The following is a 16,135-nucleotide window of genomic DNA, read 5'->3' as shown; positions in this document are numbered from 1 at the left end:
CGGGTAAAGTGGACCCTCATGAGCAGTATCTTCAGCCACCCACAGGACCCTTTCGAAGAAGCCGCCCAGCGGGCAACCGAGCCCCTGGAACCGGTGGTGAACACCGTAGTTGTGCCGGGCCCCGTGGCCCGGGCTTTTGCTGGTTTCACCGACCACACCCACCTGTGGTGGCCCCTCGGAGAGCACGGCGTCTACGGTGCCGGCTCCTATGTAGAGTTCGAAGAGAACCTCATCCTCGAAACAGCCGATGACGGCCGCACCAGCATCTGGGGAACCCTTGACGACTGGCAGCCGCCGCTGTCGTTCCATGCCAGCTGGCACCCCGGGGCCACGGCGCTGTGGTCCACCGAGCTCCTGGTGGTGTTCCGCGCCGTCGAAAGCGGAACCGAGGTGCGCGTCCGCCATGAAGGGTGGGAAGGCGCCGAGGATCCCGTCGCCGCCCGTCAAGAGTACGTGGCGGCCTGGCCCCGCATCCTGGACAGGTATGCACGTTTCATGGGCGCCGGCGATGCCACGGAAGATGCGCCGCCTGCGGGCGGGTCCTAACCCCGCGGGTCGGCCGCCTCAGGCGGTACAGCGGTACTGTTCCGGATCACAAACTCCGTTGGGTACTCCTGGTCCCGGGCTGCACCCGCCGCCGGGCCGCCGTCGGAATTCCCGCCCGTGGTGTCCAGCAAAGCCAAAGCAGTGGCAGCCGCCAGCCGTCCCTGTCCCCGCGGATCCTGGCTGATGGTGGTCAGCCCAAAGGTCTCCGCCAGTTCATGTCCGTCAATCCCCACCACGGAAAGGTCCTGCGGGACCTGAAGGCCGAAGTCGCGTGCGGCGAGCATGATGCCCACAGCCATCTCATCTGAAGCTGCGAAAATAGCGGTGGGCCGTCCGGCAGGCGTTCCCAGGAGCCGGCGCCCGGCCGCGTAGGCGCCCTGGATGGTGAAGTCCGCAGTGGCCTGCCACTCTTCCCGCAGCGTCAGCCCCGCTGCTGCCATAGCCGCCGCGAAACCCTGCTGGCGGAGCTGCGGAAGCCTGAAGTCGCGGTTCAGCTCCGCATCCCCGGTGACATGCGCGATCCGGGTATGGCCCAGTCCGATCAGGTGCCGGGTGGCCAGCATGGCCAAACCCTCGTCGTCGATTCGTATGGTCGAGGCGCCGGGCAGCGCGCCTCCGATACCCACTATGGGACGGTGCACGGCGAGCAGCTGGCCGATCTCTTCCTCGCTGAGCACCAGTGCGACCGCGATGACGGCGTCGAGGCGTTTCCGCAACAGGAAGTCGTTCAAAATGCTGCTGCGGTGCTCCGGCTGCTCGCCCACGTTGTACAGCGTCAGGTCGTAGCCTGCGTCCAGGAGGGTTTCCGAAACGCCTTCCAACACGGAGGAGAAGTACCAGCGCTGCACGCTGGGCACTACCAGCCCAATGTTGTGGTTGCGCCCCGATGCGAGGCTGGACGCGTGGTAGGAAGGAACGAACCCGAGCTCCCGTGCCGCCTCCTGCGCAAGGCGGCGGCTCCTGGACGAGACGTTGGACTTTCCGCTCAAGGCCCGGGAAACGGTGGCCACGGACAGGCCGGCCCGGCTGGCAACTTCTTTGATGCCCGCCATGGTCAGTCTGCTGCTGTGATGCGGATCCAGGCTGTTTCGCCCGAAGCCAGCAGTCCTTCCGTGCCGGCGGACGTACTGCGGATAAGGACGTGGCCTGCAGGCAGCTCCAGCGGCCCGTGGTTGAGGTTCATAAGCACCAGCGTAGTGCCGTTCAGGTAACCCAGTGAGGACCCCGTGCACCAGTCCTCGGCCCACGACAGGGATCCCCGGCCGAGGTCCAGCTCCCGGCGCCGGGCCAGGGCGTCCCGGTAGAGGGACAGGTGCGACGATGGCGATTCCGCCTGCAGGTCCCGAGCCAGGCTGCCAAAGGAGGCTGGAATGGGCAACCAGGGATCGCTTCCCGAACCGAAGCCCAGGTGCATGTCTCCTGCCCGCCAGGGCAGCGGTACCCGGCAGCCGTCACGGCCCAGCCGCTGCCCCCCGGTACGGGCGAACGTGGGGTCCTGGCGCAGGTGGCCTGGAATGTCGATGCCGTCCGGCAGCCCCAGCTCCTCACCCTGGTAGAGGTAGGCGGCGCCGGGAAGCCCCAGCATGAACAGGGAAGCGGCAGCTGCGCGGCGCCGGCCGAGTTCCTCATCGGGCCGGGGATCGGCCGCCCCGATGCCGTCGCCGTCCCGTGGACCATGGCCGTTGTAGCCAAACCGGCTGGCGTGGCGGACCACGTCGTGGTTCGAGAGCACCCATGTGCTGGGGGCGCCCACGCCGTCAAGGACGGTCAGGGAGTCCGTGATGACCGAGCGCAGCCGGTACGGGTCCAGGCCCGCATGCAGATACGGGAAGTTGAACGCCTGGTGCATCTCGTCCGGCCTGACCCAGTGGGCCAGCCGATGGAGGTCCACGCTCGCCTCGGCGCAGAGGATCCGGTCCGGGCCGTACTCGTCCAGGACAAGCCGCCATTGCCGGTAGATGTCGTGGACGCCGGGCTGCCCGAACATGGGTGCCTCATGGCCGGGGTACCCCTCGCTGCTGCCGCCATCGGCGCGGCCGCCCCAGGCCGGTAGTCCCGGCGCCTTCACCAGGGCATGGGCTACGTCCACCCGGAAACCGGAGACGCCGCGGTCCAGCCAAAAACGAAGCACACGCTCGAATTCCGCATGGACGGCGGGGTTGTCCCAATTGAAGTCAGGCTGCGAGGAATCGAAGAGGTGCAGGTACCACTGGCCCGGCTGGCCGTCCCTTCCTTCCGCCTGGGTCCAGGCGGGCCCGCCGAAATGGGACTGCCAGTTGTTCGGCGGTTCCTGTCCGTCCGGGCCGGTTCCGTCACGGAAGATGAACAGGTCCCGCTCCGGGCTGCCGGCCGGGGCTGCAAGGGCTGCCTGGAACGCGGGATGCTGGTCGGAGCAGTGGTTGGGCACCAGGTCCACAATCACCCGCAGGCCCAGGCGGTGCGATTCCGCCATCATGACGTCGAAGTCACCGAGAGTGCCAAAGATCGGGTCGACGTCGCAGTAGTCGCTGACGTCGTATCCGGCATCACGTTGCGGGGAACGGTAGAAGGGGGACAGCCAAACGGCGTCGACTCCCAGGTCCGCCAGGTGCGGCAGTTCCTCCGTAATGCCTGCCAGGTCTCCAATACCGTCGCCGTTCAAGTCCCGGAACGAACGGGGGTACACCTGGTAGATCACGGCTGAGCGCCACCAGCCGGGCGCGGTGTCAGCAGCATGGATGAGCGTCAGGGGACCAGCAAGGGCCGAGGTGCCCTGCGTCACAGTTTCGACAGACATGAGAGCCAGCATAACCGCGTCACCGCATTTAATGAAAACGCTTCCATCTTTGCTTCTAGGCTTCCCTCGTTACTCGCTTGATATGACACGAGGATAACTGGAAGCGCTTTCAGGCCGGACGGCCAGCAACGGCCCCTTAGGCACGCCCTAGACTGGGGAAAGGTATGTCCGACGACGGGTGGAGGCTCTGTGGGAAGCATCGTTGACGAGCTGGAAGCCGTCCTGGCGTCCGGCCAGGTGGATACCGGCGAGGTTTCGCTCCGGCGGTACGCCGTCGACCAGGCGCCCGTCATCGACTTCCAGCTTCCCCTGGCTGTGGTGTTCGCCGAATCAGTGGCCGACGTGCAGGCGGTGGTGAAGGCGTGCGCGGGCAGTGGAGTGGCGATCGTCCCCCGGGGTGCGGGCACGGGGGTATCCGGTGGTGCCCATGCCACCAGGAACTGCATCATCCTCTCGCTGGAGCGGATGGACCGCATCCTCGCCCTGAATCCGGACGACGAAACCGCCGTCGTGGAGCCAGGGGTGGTCAATGCCGTCCTCAACGAAGCGGCAGCAGGGCATGGCCTCATGTACGCGCCGGATCCGGCCAGTTTCCGGAGCTCCACCATTGGTGGCAACGTTGCCACCAACGCCGGCGGCCTGCGCTGTGCCAAGTACGGCGTCACCAGGGATTCCGTCCTGGCGCTGGATCTCGTCCTGGCCGACGGGTCCCTCATCCACACCGGCCACCAGACCTTCAAAGGCGTGGCGGGCTATGACCTCACCGGCCTCTTCGTGGGGTCCGAGGGAACGCTTGGAATCGTCGTCGGAATTACGGTGCGGCTGAAATACCTGCCCCGGGAAGTCCACACCGTGGCCGCCTTCTATCCGGACTTCAGGATGGCCGCTGCGGGGGTCCTGGCTGTGGGCAAGGCGCGCGTCCAGCCCGCCATCATGGAACTGCTCGACGGCGGCACGTTGGCCCAGCTCGATGACATCCATGGCTCCGACCTCACCGCACGGGGGAAATCCCTGCTCCTGGTCCAGACGGACGGGTTTGGAGCTGCCGCGGAAGCGGACGTGGTGCGCCAGGTCCTCCGAGCAGGCGGGGCAACGGTAACCACTGAGGCAAGCGCAGAGGCGGAGCGGCTGGTGGAGCTCCGCCGGCACAGCAGGGGCACCGAGGTGGACGACGAGTACCGGGTCGGTGAGGACGTGGCTGTTCCCCGGTCCCGCCTGGTGGACTACGTTGCAGGGCTCGAAGCCATGGCCGCCGCCCAGCAGGTGCACCTCAAGGTGGTGGCCCACGCCGGTGACGGCAACCTGCATCCCACGTTCTGGATCGACCGGCAGGGGGCGGACGTCGACACGGGCGCGATGCAGCGGCTGCAGGCGGCACTGGACGAATCCATCGCGGCGGCACTGGCCATGGGCGGCACCATCACGGGTGAGCACGGGGTGGGCCAGTACAAACTCCGGTGGCTGGGCCAGGAGCAGCCGGAGCCCGTCCGGGAGCTTCAGCGCAGGATCAAGGACCTGTTTGACCCTGCCGGGATCCTCAACCCCGGAAAGGCGATCTAGGACTCAGTCGTCCGAGTCCGGATACTCGTCCGCCGATTCATCAGCACCGTAGCGGGACTCCTCGTTTTCCACCTCAAGGATCTTCAACAGTTCGGTATCCGGGTTGAGCATGATCGCAGCCTCGTCCCGCCGGTGCCGGAGGATCAAGTCAATGTAGGACTGCACAGCCTCGGCCAGCGGAATATGGCGTTCCTGCTTCTCCGACATGTACCACCGGTGCTCCAGGACCTCGTGCACCACTTCGGCCGGTTCCAGCTTGCCTGAGAGGTCGCGGGGAATGGACCTGACGATGGGCTCAAAGACCTGGCTCACCCAGAGGTGCGCGCTGTATTCCTCGTCCATGTCCGGGTTGTTGTCCGCCCGGAAAGTGTCCATGTCGTTGAGGAGGCGGCGGGCCTGGTTCTCCTGGGCGTCGATCCCGGTCAGCCGCAGCAGACGGCGCATATGGTGCCCCGCGTCCACCACCTTGGGCTGCAGCTGGATGGTGGAGCCGTTCTGAGTGGTCTTGATGGCATATTCCTCGACGTCGAAGCCGAGTTCGTTGAGGCGCCGAATGCGGGCGCCCACCCGCCAGCGTTCGCCCAGTTCAAAGGATTCCTTCTCGGTCAGTTCCGCCCACAGGCGCCGGTAGCTGTCCATGATCAGCTCACTGGTGGCCACCGGGTCCACTTTCTCCTCAATGAGCCCGCCGTCCAGGAGGTCCATCAGCTCGCCGGCAATATTGACGCGGGCAATTTCCAGGTCGTATTCGCGCTGTCCCGTGGAGAGGTCCGGGTAGAGCTCGCCCGTTTCGGCGTCCACCAGGTAGGCGGCGAAAGCGCCGGCATCACGGCGGAACAGGGTGTTGGAAAGCGAGACGTCGCCCCAGTAGAACCCGATAAGGTGCAGCCGCACCATGAGCAGCGCCTGGGCGTCAATGAGGCGGGTGAGGGTGTCCTTGCGCAGCATCTGGGAGAAGAGCGCCCGGTACGGCATGGAGAACTTCAGGTGCCGGGTAACCAGGACCGGGTTGAGCGGGCGTCCGTCCGGGGTGGTGCGTCCGGTGATCACGGCCACGGGTTCCACGCAGGGGACATCCAGCCGGGCCAGCTTCCGCAGCATGTGGTATTCGTGCCGTGCCACATGCTCGGAGGTTTCCTTGATGGCGATCACCGAGCCGCCGAGGTGGGCGAAGCGCACGATGTGCCGGGAGATGCCGCGGGGGAGTGCTGCCAGGTATTCGGCGGGCCACTCCTCGAGGGCGATGTGCCACGGCAGGTCCAGGAGTTCGGGGTCCGCCGCTGCAGCCGTGATGTTCAGTGACGAGGCGACGGAGGCTGCCTTGTTGTCATCGGCACTGGCGGCCACGAACCGCGGAAGCTTACCTACCTGGGCGTAGTCGGTGGGTTCGTCGTGCCACTGGGCGCTGTGTTCCTCGGTCATGAGTCAATTCTTCCGTACTCGGGGCAGGGCGGCTAAATCCTGCCCAGGCATGGTTAAAGGCCGACGGCGGCCCGCACCAATTGTGGAATGGTGCGGGCCGCCGCCGGTAATGCGGGGATTAGTCGCCGAGACGCAGGCCGGTCTTGGTGTCGAACAGGTGCACGTGGCCCGACTGCGGGCGGACGTAGATGATCTCGCCCTTCATCGGAGGACGGCGGCCGTCGACGCGGGCCACGATGTCGTGGTCCTTGCCGTCCAGCGTGGTGTGGCCGTAGACGTAGGCGTCGGCGCCGAGCTCCTCAACGACGTCCACCTCCACCTTCAGGCCTTCACCTTGCGGAGCGGTTTCCAGGTCTTCGGGACGGCTGCCCAGCGTGACCGTGGAGCCGTGCGCCTCTTGGAGGACGTCGCGCGGGACGGGGTAGACCGTACCGCCAAACTGCACGCCGCCGTCGACGACGGGAAGTTCCAGCAGGTTCATGGCGGGGGAGCCGATGAAGCCGGCAACGAAGACGTTCTTGGGGCGGTCGTACAGGTTGCGGGGGGTGTCCACCTGCTGCAGCAGGCCGTCCTTCAGCACCGCGACGCGGTCACCCATGGTCATGGCCTCGACCTGGTCGTGCGTCACGTAGACGGTGGTGACGCCGAGTCGGCGGGTCAGGGATGCGATCTGGGTACGGGTCTGGACGCGGAGCTTGGCGTCCAGGTTGGACAGCGGCTCATCCATCAGGAAGACCTGAGGGTTACGGACGATCGCGCGGCCCATGGCAACACGCTGGCGCTGACCACCGGAAAGTGCCTTCGGCTTGCGGTCCAGGTACTGCTCGAGGTCAAGGAGCTTGGCAGCTTCACGGACGCGCTCGGCGCGCTCTTCCTTTGAGATGCCGGCGATCTTCAGGGCGAAGCCCATGTTGTCGGCCACAGTCATGTGCGGGTACAGCGCGTAGTTCTGGAAAACCATCGCGATGTCGCGGTCCTTCGGCGGAACATCGGTGACGTCACGGTCACCGATCAGGATGCGGCCGGCATTGACGTCCTCAAGGCCTGCGAGCATGCGCAGGGAGGTGGACTTGCCGCAACCGGAGGGTCCAACGAGGACCAGGAATTCGCCATCGGCGATGTCGATGTTGAGCTTATCGACGGCGGGCTTATCTGTGCCCGGGTACAGACGCGTAGCGTTATCAAAAGTAACTGTAGCCACAGTTATCAATCCCTTCACCGGCAGGTACGTGCCGGACGATCCGTTGTGAATGGAACATGTTCATTCAGTTTTGTTCCTGCAAAATGCTCCGCGGCTTTCCGCGGAGCACCACGTGACGCCGCACGGTTGTTGTGCGCCACATCACACCCAAGAGTATGCCAGAAGATGCTTCTTTGAGCGCAAATGTTACGAACGTCACATGTGCCGCGGGGCACGTCCTAACCGGACGCTGCCTGCGGATCTTCCTCGGCCACTGCGATGCTCCGCTCCTGGAGCAGGGCTTCCAACAGTTCCGCTACGTGAACCGGCGCTTCCACCCGGAATTGGGCCTGGGTGAAATCGAGGCCTACTTTAACCCCTACATCGCCTGGTCCAAGCCGGCCAAAAGCGTCCTCGTCGGTCACGTCATCGCCGGCGAACAGCACCGCCGTGGCCCCTGTGGCCTGCCTCAGGAAGCTGACGCCTTCGCCCTTTGAGGCATTGACCACGGAGGTCTCCAGGACGCGCTTGCCCTCTTTCAGGAAGACCCCCTTGCGGTCCTGGAGCACTGACCGGGCTGCTGACGCCGCGTCCTCGGCCACGTCATCCGCGGCCAGGCGCGTATGCAGGACGACGCCGGCGGGCTTGTCCTCCAGGGACGTGCCCGGCGCCTCCGCCACGATGCCCGCCAACTCGGCCCGCACTCCTTCAAGGAGCGCCTTCTGGTCCGCATCCAGCGTCAGTTCGGTGGAACCGGGTCCCAGCCAGGCTTCGGCGCCGTGGCTGCCGATCAGCAGGGTGTCCACCGGCGGGGAAGCGACGTCGCGCAGGCTGGCGAGGGCGCGCCCGGAGATGAGCGCCGTCGTCGTGCGTGGAAGCACGGCGAGCCCTGCGAATGCCGCGGCTGAGCGTGGAAGCGGCCGCGCGTCCTGGGCGCGGCCCACGATAGGTGCCATGGTGCCGTCAAAATCCATGGCCACCAGCAGGTGCTCTGTTGCGGCGATCCGACGCAGCGCTTCCCGGAGTTCGGGGGTGAGCGTCAGCGATGCCTTGGTGCTGCGGCCGTCAGGAGTCATCGCGGACCACTTTCTCGTTCAGGGCGCGCAGGAAGTCCGCGGACCAGTGGTCCACGTCGTGGTCCAGGATCTGCTTGCGCATGGCCCGCATGCGCCGCGCCGCCTCCCTCGGCGGCAACTCCACGGCACGCATAATCGTGGCTTTGAGTCCGTCGATGTCGTGCGGGTTAATCAACAGCGCCTGCTTGAGCTGGTCCGCGGCGCCGGCGAACTCGCTGAGGACCAGGGCGCCGTCGTTGTTGGTCCGGGCGGTGACGTATTCCTTGGCCACCAGGTTCATTCCGTCCCGCAACGCGGTGACCAGCATGACGTCCGCCGCCAGGTAGAGCGCCACCATCTCCTCCACGGGGTAGCTGTGGTGCAGGTAGCGGACGGCGGTGTTTTCCAGGGTGTCGTAGGTGCCATTGATGTGGCCGACCGTCCCTTCCACCTCCTCGCGCAGGAGCCGGTACTGTTCCACGCGCTCGCGGCTGGGGGAGGCCACCTGGATCAGGGTTGCGTCGCCCACGGAGAGCCTGCCGTCCGCCAGGAGCTCTCCGAACGCCTTGAGCCGGTGGCCGATGCCCTTGGTGTAGTCCAGCCGGTCCACGCCGAGGAGGATGGTCTTGGGATTTCCCAGGTCCTGGCGGATCTGCCGGGCCCGCTCGATGATCTCCGGCTTCGCCGCGAGTTCGCGAATCTGCTGGGCATCGATGGAGATGGGGAACGCTTGGGCGCGTGCAATATGGGTCATTTCCCCGTCGTGGCCCTTGACGTGCACCTGCTGCTGCTTGACGCTGGCGCCGAGGAAGCGGCGTGCCGAGCGCATGAAGTTGCCTGCATCGCTGGGCCGCTGGAAGCCCACGAGGTCGGCCCCGAGCAGCCCGTCGATAATGGACTGGCGCCACGGCAACTGGGCGAAGATTTCCGGCGGCGGGAACGGGATGTGGTTGAAGAACCCGATCCTCAGGTCCGGCCGTACCCGGCGCAACATGCGCGGCACCAGCTGCAGCTGGTAGTCCTGCACCCAGATGGTGGCGCCCTGGTCGGCATGGCTGACGACGGCGTCAGCAAACCTTTGGTTGACCCTGCGGTAGGCATCCCACCATGTGCGGTGGAATTCCGGCGGCGCGATGACGTCGTGGTACAGCGGCCACAGGGTCGCGTTGGAGAAGCCCTCGTAATACAGCTCCACGTCGTCGGTGCTGAGCTGAACGGGAACAAGGTCCATGCCGCCGTGGCTGAAGGGTTCCACGGTCTCGTCCGGCGCCCCGTGCCAGCCAACCCAGGCGCCGTCCGTTTTGGTCATCATCGGGGCGAGCGCGGTCACCAGCCCGCCAGGGGACCTGCGCCAGCCGGAGTCGTCATCACCGCCTTCGCCTGCCGCCACGCGGTCAACAGGCAGCCTGTTCGAGACCACCATGAAGTCGTATTTCGTATGGCCGGCGTGGCTGGAAGCGGAACTTTCGGCTGTCGCTTCGCCGGCGGGTTTTTCCTGGACGGGTGTTTGCATTGCGGCCCCCTGGGGTTGCTTGTGCCTCTAAGCCACCCTATCCGGACGGAATCATCGGGGCTATTCGTCCGTTGGTCAACCCGAAGGAATAGTTGAAACCGCAAGCTCTCAGCTTTCTCCCCTAAAATGTTGGAGGTGCCACGAAGTGGACCCCCCACGTCGATCGACCCAAGGAACTCATGAGCCCCGCAAACGAAGTACGTAAGTCCAAGGCTGAGCGAACCGCGGAGGCGCGGGAACAGGCGCGCCTGATCCGCGAAGCGCAGGTAAAGAAGGACAAACGCAACAAGCTCCTGATCGGCTGGGGCATCGTGGCAGCGGTCGTGGCCATCCTGGTGGTGGTGGCGCTGGTGGTCACCAACAGTCTCAAGCAGAACGCCCCGATTGCGGACCAGGGGCCCACGCCGGCCAACGCCAACGTGCATGGCGGCGTTACGCTGCTGGCCAACACGGACGTGGCCAAGTCGGAGCCGGCCACGGTTGACGCTGCTTCCCTGGGGGACGCCCCGAAGACTCCGCCCGCCGAGGTGGTGGCTCCGGGAGCCGAGGCGGAGGCCGGCAAGCCGGTCAAGGTGGTCCTCTACATCGACTTCATCTGCCCCGTCTGCAAGAACTTCGAGAGCCAGTACAACGAGCAGCTCACCTCCTTGCGCAACGAAGGCAAGATTACGGTTGAGTACCGGGCCCTTGGGTTCCTGGACAGCCGGTCCACCACCAACTACTCCTCCCGGGCCGCCAACGCCGCGGCCTGTGTGGTCAACGAATCCCCGGAGAAGTACTCCGACTTCGTCAACGCACTGTTCGACAAGCAGCCCGCCGAGGGCGGCGCAGGCCTTTCCGACAACGACTTGAAGAAGATGGCGTCCGACATGGGCGCCAACATCGGCTCCTGCGTGGATGACAAGACCTACCGCCCGTTCGTGAAGTTCACCACCAAGGAAGCGGCGGCCATTGGGGTTACCGGTACCCCCACCGTCTTCGTGGACGGCAAGCAGTGGGGCAAGGGGGACAGCGCCCAGACGCCGTTCCCGGACCTCCTGCAGGCAGCCATCGCCGCGAAGGGCTAAGGATCATCAGCCAGGCCGGGGGCCCGTTCCGGAACGTTTCCGGGGCGGGCCCTTCCAGTGTCCATGGACGCCGCCTCGGCGTTTTTACGCCCGGCGGGAGTTGGGCTAACCTTATCTAGCGCCTTCACGGTGCATGCCCGCAAGGGCACGCCTCCTTAGCTCAGTTGGCCAGAGCACCGCTCTTGTAAAGCGGGGGTCGTCGGTTCGAATCCGACAGGAGGCTCCAGAAACCCCTCCGTTCCGGCGATTTTGCCCCGAACGGAGGGGTTTTTTATGTGCGAAAACAGGGCACGACACGCTTACGACACGCTTTCAGGAAGACCGGCGACGCCCGTCGGCTCGCGGGCTGCATAGAGAAGCCATGCAGACGAGCAGAAAGACCTTGGGACCGGCAGCGGATCAAGGCAACGCACCGCAACTCCTGACCACCGGGGAAGTGGCCCTCTGGCTGCAGGTGGCACCCAAGACCCTCCGCAACTGGCGCTCTGCCGGGATCGGACCGGAGGCTCTGAAGCTCCACAGCAGCGTTCGCTACGATCGTGCCGCTGTTGAGGCCTGGATCGGCGAGACTTCGAAGGCAGCGGCCTGATGGGGCGGTCAAGCCTCCCGGTTGGTGCTTGGGGAACGGTCAGCGCCAAGAAAGACACAGCGTCCGGAAAATGGCGGGCCAGCTGCAGGTTCCGTGGCTGGGACGGTGTCACTCGGATCTACAGCAAGTTCGGGTCAACCAAGGGCAAAGCCGAGACAGCCCTGCTGGCGTCCATGAAAGAGCGCCAACTGCTCGCAGGTCGAGTGACCGCGAACCCTCCGCTGAACGACGTCGCCTCAAAGTGGCTCGTCAGCATCGAGGTCCCCAAGGTCAATGTCGACGCCAAGGGGAACATGATCGCGGCTGCCAGCACGGGTGGCATCCGGCGCCAGACCTGGGACCAGTACGAAGGGCTCATCTACCGCCTCATCGAGCCCGCCCTCGGCGCGCTGAAGATCAATGAAATCAACACCTCCACCTGTGACAGCTTCCTTAGGTCGCTGGTAGTGGGCGGGAAAGGGCACACGAATGCCCGGTTGGCCAAAACGGTGCTGATGCAGATCATGTCCTACGCCATCAGGCACGACCTGTACGTGGGTGGCAATCCAGTGCGGGAGGTCGATCGGCTGAACAGGCCACGGAAGAAGCCCGTTAGCTTGAGCGCGGCTACCCTGCACGATGTTCGCGAAGCTGTCGGGAGTTGGCGGACAGAACCCGGCCAATTCGGTCCCCGCCCAAGCAACGTACTCGCAGATGTCGTTGACGTTCTGATCGGCACCGGGGCACGCATCGGGGAAGTCCTGGCAATCCGGTTGGAAGACATCGACCTGTCAGGCGACGTCGGAAAGATCGCACTCACCGGAACGCTGGTGGAGCGCCGTCACGGCCCCAAGTACCGCCAGAGCTTCCTCAAGAACCGCAGCAGTGAGCGGGTCATCCCAGTGCCTCGGTTTGTCGTCGACGTACTCATCCGCAGGAGCTTCAAATCCCCGGAAAACAACAAAGCGGGGGCCTTGTTCTGGTCCAGGACCGGCACCTACGTTCAGGCGTCAAGCGTACGGAGGCAGCTGCGCTCCGCGCTGACCGCGTCCAACATGGAGAACACGTCAGCCATCACTCCACACGCCTTTCGGCGAACGGTTGCGTCCCTTCTCGCCAGAGAGCTGACCGAGGGGCTGCTGCTGCCATGCTGGGTCACGCCGACGTCTCCATGACCCACGCCGCCTACATCGAGCGGCTGAGGGACGTGGCGGACTACACCACGGTCCTGGACCGGCTGGCGCCGAAGCCCTAAAGCCCGGGCGAAAAGGTGGTGCGCTCCTCGATCCCGCATTCGCGGCGGGGAGGATCGTGCCACCATTCACAGAGGATCTGCGGGAAGACCGGAAGCCAAGCGTTCTCCACTACTTATTATCCTCAGCTCGCAGCAGGACGTAGCACGGGCCGTCACCCTGCCGCCTGCGTTGACCACCGTGTTCTTCGCGGTCTTGGTGATCGTCAAGCACCAAGCAAGAACTTGCCCGTCACCGAAAAGGGCCGCCCTTCTTACCGAGGGCGGCCTTTTGTAGCCAGTGCAAGCAATGGGAGAAGGGGAATCTCGCGAGCGTCTAAGAGGTTCCGCCACTAGGTGAGGCCGCACCGGATTTATCAATGTAGGCACAGGGTCCGATAACCATGTGATTGTTCTAGAACCCTGGTCATGGACTACATCGAGGCTTGGGAGAACCACAACGTCCCACTGTCAATGCGGGCCCCGGACCTCGGCGGCCCCATCGGCACCCCATCAAGCTTGCGGTCGTGAACCCTTACCGGCATCGTCGAATACCGACGATGAAACTGCCTGAAAATACTTGACGAGCGCATACACTTCGAAAATGCGCGTCTTTGATACTTCATTCGACTACATGACCGACACCGCTGCTAAGACCAAACCGGGCAACGCCGGCTCCCCGCCGGACTCCGACTCCGGCACCCCAAAGCAACGCGACCCGGATTCGCACAGTCCAAAGCTCCGGGCGGACCATCAGCTGCTGTGGACCAAGACGCTAAAATCCGGCGTCCTCTTCGAACCGACCGCGCCGCCGAAGCGTACGGACGGCTACCTCATCTTCACTGACCCCTCCGAGGCGAGGCATTGGTACGGCAGTGACGCCATCACGCACTCCTACACCGGCCGGGCACGTACGGCGTCTCTGGCGAAAGCCATCGCCTCGCTGAACGAGGACGAGCGGTCCCGCTACCTGAAGCCGCCGTACACCATCGGCAGTGCGATGATCTGGCCCGTCAGGAAGAAGGACCGACCCACGATGAACCAGGCGAGGGGGCTCAGGTCGCTCATCGCCGACCGGATGGATCTGACCCTGGAGTGCATCCGGCGTCATTACGCAGGAGAACCGGAGAGCCCACTAGCCCATGTCATCAACGCGTACGCGGACTTCTTTGCATTCTTCGACGGATTTAAAGAGTTCGTGGACTTCTTCCACTTTCAAGACCTCGTGACGCCCGACTACGAAGAGGTTCGGTTCTACCTGCCCTTCGACAACTTCAAGCGTTCCGGGATGCCGGCCACAAAAGACGAGTACGTAACGTACCGGGAGGCCACGCTGGAGTTCATCGCGGCACGGAATCGTCGGATGGCTGAGTGGGTCATAGAGAACCACCCCGAGATTGAGGTCCGCCAGTAGCGTCTTAGCTGCTCCGCCGCTGGGTTGGGGACGGCCTGCGGGCCGGGTGTCCCAGCGGTTAGTGGTCCAGACGTCGCGGATCAGGCGCCGGACGGTGTTGATCTCGTTGGCCAGGGCGACGAACGCGTCGCTGGCGCCAATGCGCCGCCCGGTGCAGATGGCGAGCTTGCCCATGGTGGCGACCTCGGCCTCAAAGCCGAATTCGTCGAGCAGGCCGCGGGTTTTGGCCGCGTCGTAGCCGGCGCGCAGGTGCTCGGTGATCACCGGAGGCAGGCGGAAGTCGAACCGGCCGAGCCGTTCCAGCGTGGGCCGCAGTAGCGGGGAGTCGTGGCGGTTCGCTGCCGCGAGCACGGTGCCCACCGGAATGCCGTTGCCGTCGAGCAGCAGGGTTTGGTGCCTGACATGCGGGGGTCCACCGGGGCCGGCCCGCGGCCTTGACGAAGCATCCGTCCGCGGCCGGGTCCGTGAATTCTATGCCGACGATCCGGGCCGGGCCACCACCATCGGCCGGAACCTTTAAACCGATACGTCGGTGCTACGCTCCTTCGCGAGCTCAAGGCTGGAGAGGTGATTCTTCAGCCGCTTGCACATGGCAAGGTAGCTTGCCAAGGTAACACCGCCGGACATCACGGCCCCGACGACAGGGACAGCCTTAGCGACCCCCTTCGCGAATATCTGTTTGGACATCTGCACGCCAAGGTAACCTGCAACCTTCTTCACGATCGGGTAAATGACCCCCTGCATGAGTGCCCTCTGCGGCAATTTCTTGACAACCTGTCCCGCTACCATCTGCGCGGCACTTACGCCGCAGCAGGTCGGGGAGACCATCACCTTGATGCTTGAGAAGAACCCGTCGCTGCTCGACCGTGAGCCCTTGGCTGAGCTCGGGACGATTCTCGGGGGAAGTCGAGCCGATGGCGAGTATGCGCCGCTGAGAGTCGAAAGGATGAAAGAGGTACCGCGCTTGAGGGGTGGACGGGTGGGATCTTAGTTAGGAGAAGACCTCACGCCCGAAATGCATCACAGAACGCACTGGGCGCACCCTTGCCGTGGTCCAGGCAAAGGGAGCCCGCGTAACCAGACCTCAACGGTGGCAAGGGACCAGTGCAACTGGGCAGCGCCATGGACGACACGTTTACGACATGCTTTGAACGGGAAGTGCAGGGAACACGCGGGTACGATTTCGACATCAACAGTTGCAAAATCGCTGGTCATAGGCCGGTTCAGGGCACTGCCGGGAACACCCGGGATACTCCTCCTTGTAAAGCGGGGGTCGTCGGTTCGAATCCGACAGGGGGCTCCAAAAAACCTCCGGGTCTAAGCTGGATCCATCCACATAATCAGCGTGCTGGCTAAAGGAGGATGGGTGCCATGCCCAAGACCGGCAAGAATGACCACGCCCGCAAGGAAGAGCTTCCCTCCACCCTGCAGCGTTCTGAGCAGAAAGCCCAGGACACGTTCGCCAAGACCTACGATTCGGCCCTTGAGTCCTATGACCAGGACGAACAACGGGCGGCCCGCGCAGCCTACGCCTCCCTGAAGCACAGCTACGAGAAGGTGGGCGACCACTGGGAGCCCAAGGAAAAACGCGGCCCGTCGGACAAGCGCGCAGAACAGGGCGTCCGCTCTTCCGAACCCACTGCGGGCGGGGTCGATGCCAATGCGCCCAAGGACCATCTCTACAAACTGGCCAAGGAACTGGACGTCAAAGGCCGCTCGACGATGGACAAGGATCAGCTGGTGAAGGCCATCCAAAAGGCCAACGACGCCGCCACCCGCAAAGCCCGCAGCAAATAGCCTGTG

Annotated in this window: 14 protein-coding genes, 2 tRNA genes and 1 pseudogene; 9 read left to right on the top strand and 8 right to left on the bottom strand. The window is 64.7% G+C overall.

Annotated features, from left to right (window positions below; translation table 11 throughout):
* The first annotated feature begins 18 nt into the window (after positions 1–18).
* On the top strand, positions 19–546 hold the full coding sequence (locus QFZ57_RS01075; RefSeq protein ID WP_306897329.1) for a hypothetical protein: 528 nt from the start codon (positions 19–21) through the stop codon (positions 544–546).
* On the opposite strand, the gene QFZ57_RS01070 is transcribed toward QFZ57_RS01075, so the two are convergent.
* Positions 543–1,598, bottom strand: coding sequence for a LacI family DNA-binding transcriptional regulator (locus QFZ57_RS01070; RefSeq protein WP_306897327.1), 1,056 nt, complete (start codon positions 1,596–1,598; stop codon positions 543–545). The two genes, QFZ57_RS01075 and QFZ57_RS01070, sit on opposite strands and share 4 nt — an antisense overlap.
* Before the next feature lie 2 nt (positions 1,599–1,600).
* Positions 1,601–3,334 carry a glycoside hydrolase family 13 protein gene (locus QFZ57_RS01065; protein ID WP_373461161.1) on the bottom strand — a complete coding sequence of 578 codons (1,734 nt, stop codon included), beginning with the start codon at positions 3,332–3,334 and terminating at the stop codon, positions 1,601–1,603.
* A 177-nt stretch (positions 3,335–3,511) separates the two neighbouring features.
* Between QFZ57_RS01065 and QFZ57_RS01060 the strand changes: the two genes are divergently transcribed.
* Positions 3,512–4,882: an FAD-binding oxidoreductase gene (locus QFZ57_RS01060; RefSeq protein ID WP_306897322.1), complete on the top strand. Its 1,371-nt coding sequence runs from the start codon at positions 3,512–3,514 to the stop codon at positions 4,880–4,882.
* Between the two features lie 3 nt (positions 4,883–4,885).
* Here QFZ57_RS01060 and QFZ57_RS01055 read toward each other — a convergent pair whose 3' ends face one another.
* The 4 genes from QFZ57_RS01055 to QFZ57_RS01040 form a co-directional block, all read right to left on the bottom strand.
* The gene (locus tag QFZ57_RS01055; RefSeq protein WP_306897320.1) at positions 4,886–6,304 is read right to left on the bottom strand and encodes a DUF4032 domain-containing protein; all 1,419 of its coding nucleotides are present in this window, start codon (positions 6,302–6,304) and stop codon (positions 4,886–4,888) included.
* A 118-nt stretch (positions 6,305–6,422) separates the two neighbouring features.
* Positions 6,423–7,505 carry an ABC transporter ATP-binding protein gene (locus tag QFZ57_RS01050; RefSeq protein ID WP_306632383.1) on the bottom strand — a complete coding sequence of 361 codons (1,083 nt, stop codon included), beginning with the start codon at positions 7,503–7,505 and terminating at the stop codon, positions 6,423–6,425.
* 218 nt (positions 7,506–7,723) lie between these two features.
* Positions 7,724–8,560 (bottom strand): trehalose-phosphatase, encoded by an 837-nt coding sequence (gene otsB / locus QFZ57_RS01045; RefSeq protein WP_306897316.1) that lies wholly within the window; start codon positions 8,558–8,560, stop codon positions 7,724–7,726.
* On the bottom strand, positions 8,550–10,052 hold the full coding sequence (locus QFZ57_RS01040; protein WP_306897314.1) for an alpha,alpha-trehalose-phosphate synthase (UDP-forming): 1,503 nt from the start codon (positions 10,050–10,052) through the stop codon (positions 8,550–8,552). Before QFZ57_RS01040 ends, otsB begins: the two co-directional genes overlap by 11 nt.
* A 179-nt stretch (positions 10,053–10,231) precedes the next feature.
* Here QFZ57_RS01040 and QFZ57_RS01035 point away from each other — a divergent pair, with 179 nt between their 5' ends.
* The 5 genes from QFZ57_RS01035 to QFZ57_RS01015 all read left to right on the top strand — a co-directional run bounded on the left by QFZ57_RS01035 (position 10,232) and on the right by QFZ57_RS01015 (position 14,332).
* Positions 10,232–11,119: a DsbA family protein gene (locus QFZ57_RS01035; RefSeq protein ID WP_306897311.1), complete on the top strand. Its 888-nt coding sequence runs from the start codon at positions 10,232–10,234 to the stop codon at positions 11,117–11,119.
* Positions 11,120–11,268: 149 nt separating this feature from the next.
* Positions 11,269–11,345, top strand: a tRNA-Thr gene (locus QFZ57_RS01030).
* A gap of 135 nt (positions 11,346–11,480) precedes the next feature.
* Positions 11,481–11,708: a helix-turn-helix transcriptional regulator gene (locus tag QFZ57_RS01025; RefSeq protein WP_306897309.1), complete on the top strand. Its 228-nt coding sequence runs from the start codon at positions 11,481–11,483 to the stop codon at positions 11,706–11,708.
* A complete protein-coding gene (locus tag QFZ57_RS01020; protein WP_306897307.1) occupies positions 11,708–12,862 on the top strand; it encodes a tyrosine-type recombinase/integrase in 1,155 nt (384 codons plus the stop codon). The genes QFZ57_RS01025 and QFZ57_RS01020 overlap by 1 nt, the downstream gene beginning before the upstream one ends.
* A 660-nt stretch (positions 12,863–13,522) precedes the next feature.
* Positions 13,523–14,332, top strand: a complete 810-nt coding sequence (locus tag QFZ57_RS01015) for a DUF6994 family protein (RefSeq protein WP_306897305.1) — start codon at positions 13,523–13,525, stop codon at positions 14,330–14,332.
* A 27-nt stretch (positions 14,333–14,359) separates the two neighbouring features.
* On the opposite strand, the pseudogene QFZ57_RS21585 reads toward QFZ57_RS01015, so the two are convergent.
* A pseudogene (locus tag QFZ57_RS21585) lies at positions 14,360–14,819 on the bottom strand (IS5/IS1182 family transposase); the annotation flags it as partial.
* Positions 14,820–14,848: 29 nt separating this feature from the next.
* Entirely contained in the window at positions 14,849–15,160 is a 312-nt protein-coding gene (locus QFZ57_RS01010; protein ID WP_306897303.1) for a hypothetical protein, read from the bottom strand.
* A gap of 389 nt (positions 15,161–15,549) precedes the next feature.
* Between QFZ57_RS01010 and QFZ57_RS01005 the strand changes: the two genes are divergently transcribed.
* Both QFZ57_RS01005 and QFZ57_RS01000 read left to right on the top strand, forming a co-directional pair.
* Positions 15,550–15,635, top strand: a tRNA-OTHER gene (locus QFZ57_RS01005).
* Between the two features lie 68 nt (positions 15,636–15,703).
* Positions 15,704–16,129: a ChaB family protein gene (locus QFZ57_RS01000; RefSeq protein WP_306897302.1), complete on the top strand. Its 426-nt coding sequence runs from the start codon at positions 15,704–15,706 to the stop codon at positions 16,127–16,129.
* Positions 16,130–16,135 lie beyond the last annotated feature (6 nt).

Origin of the sequence: Arthrobacter sp. B1I2 (genome assembly GCF_030816485.1) — a bacterium.
Taxonomy (GTDB): Bacteria; Actinomycetota; Actinomycetes; order Actinomycetales; family Micrococcaceae; genus Arthrobacter.
This window is presented reverse-complemented; position numbering and strand designations above follow the sequence as displayed.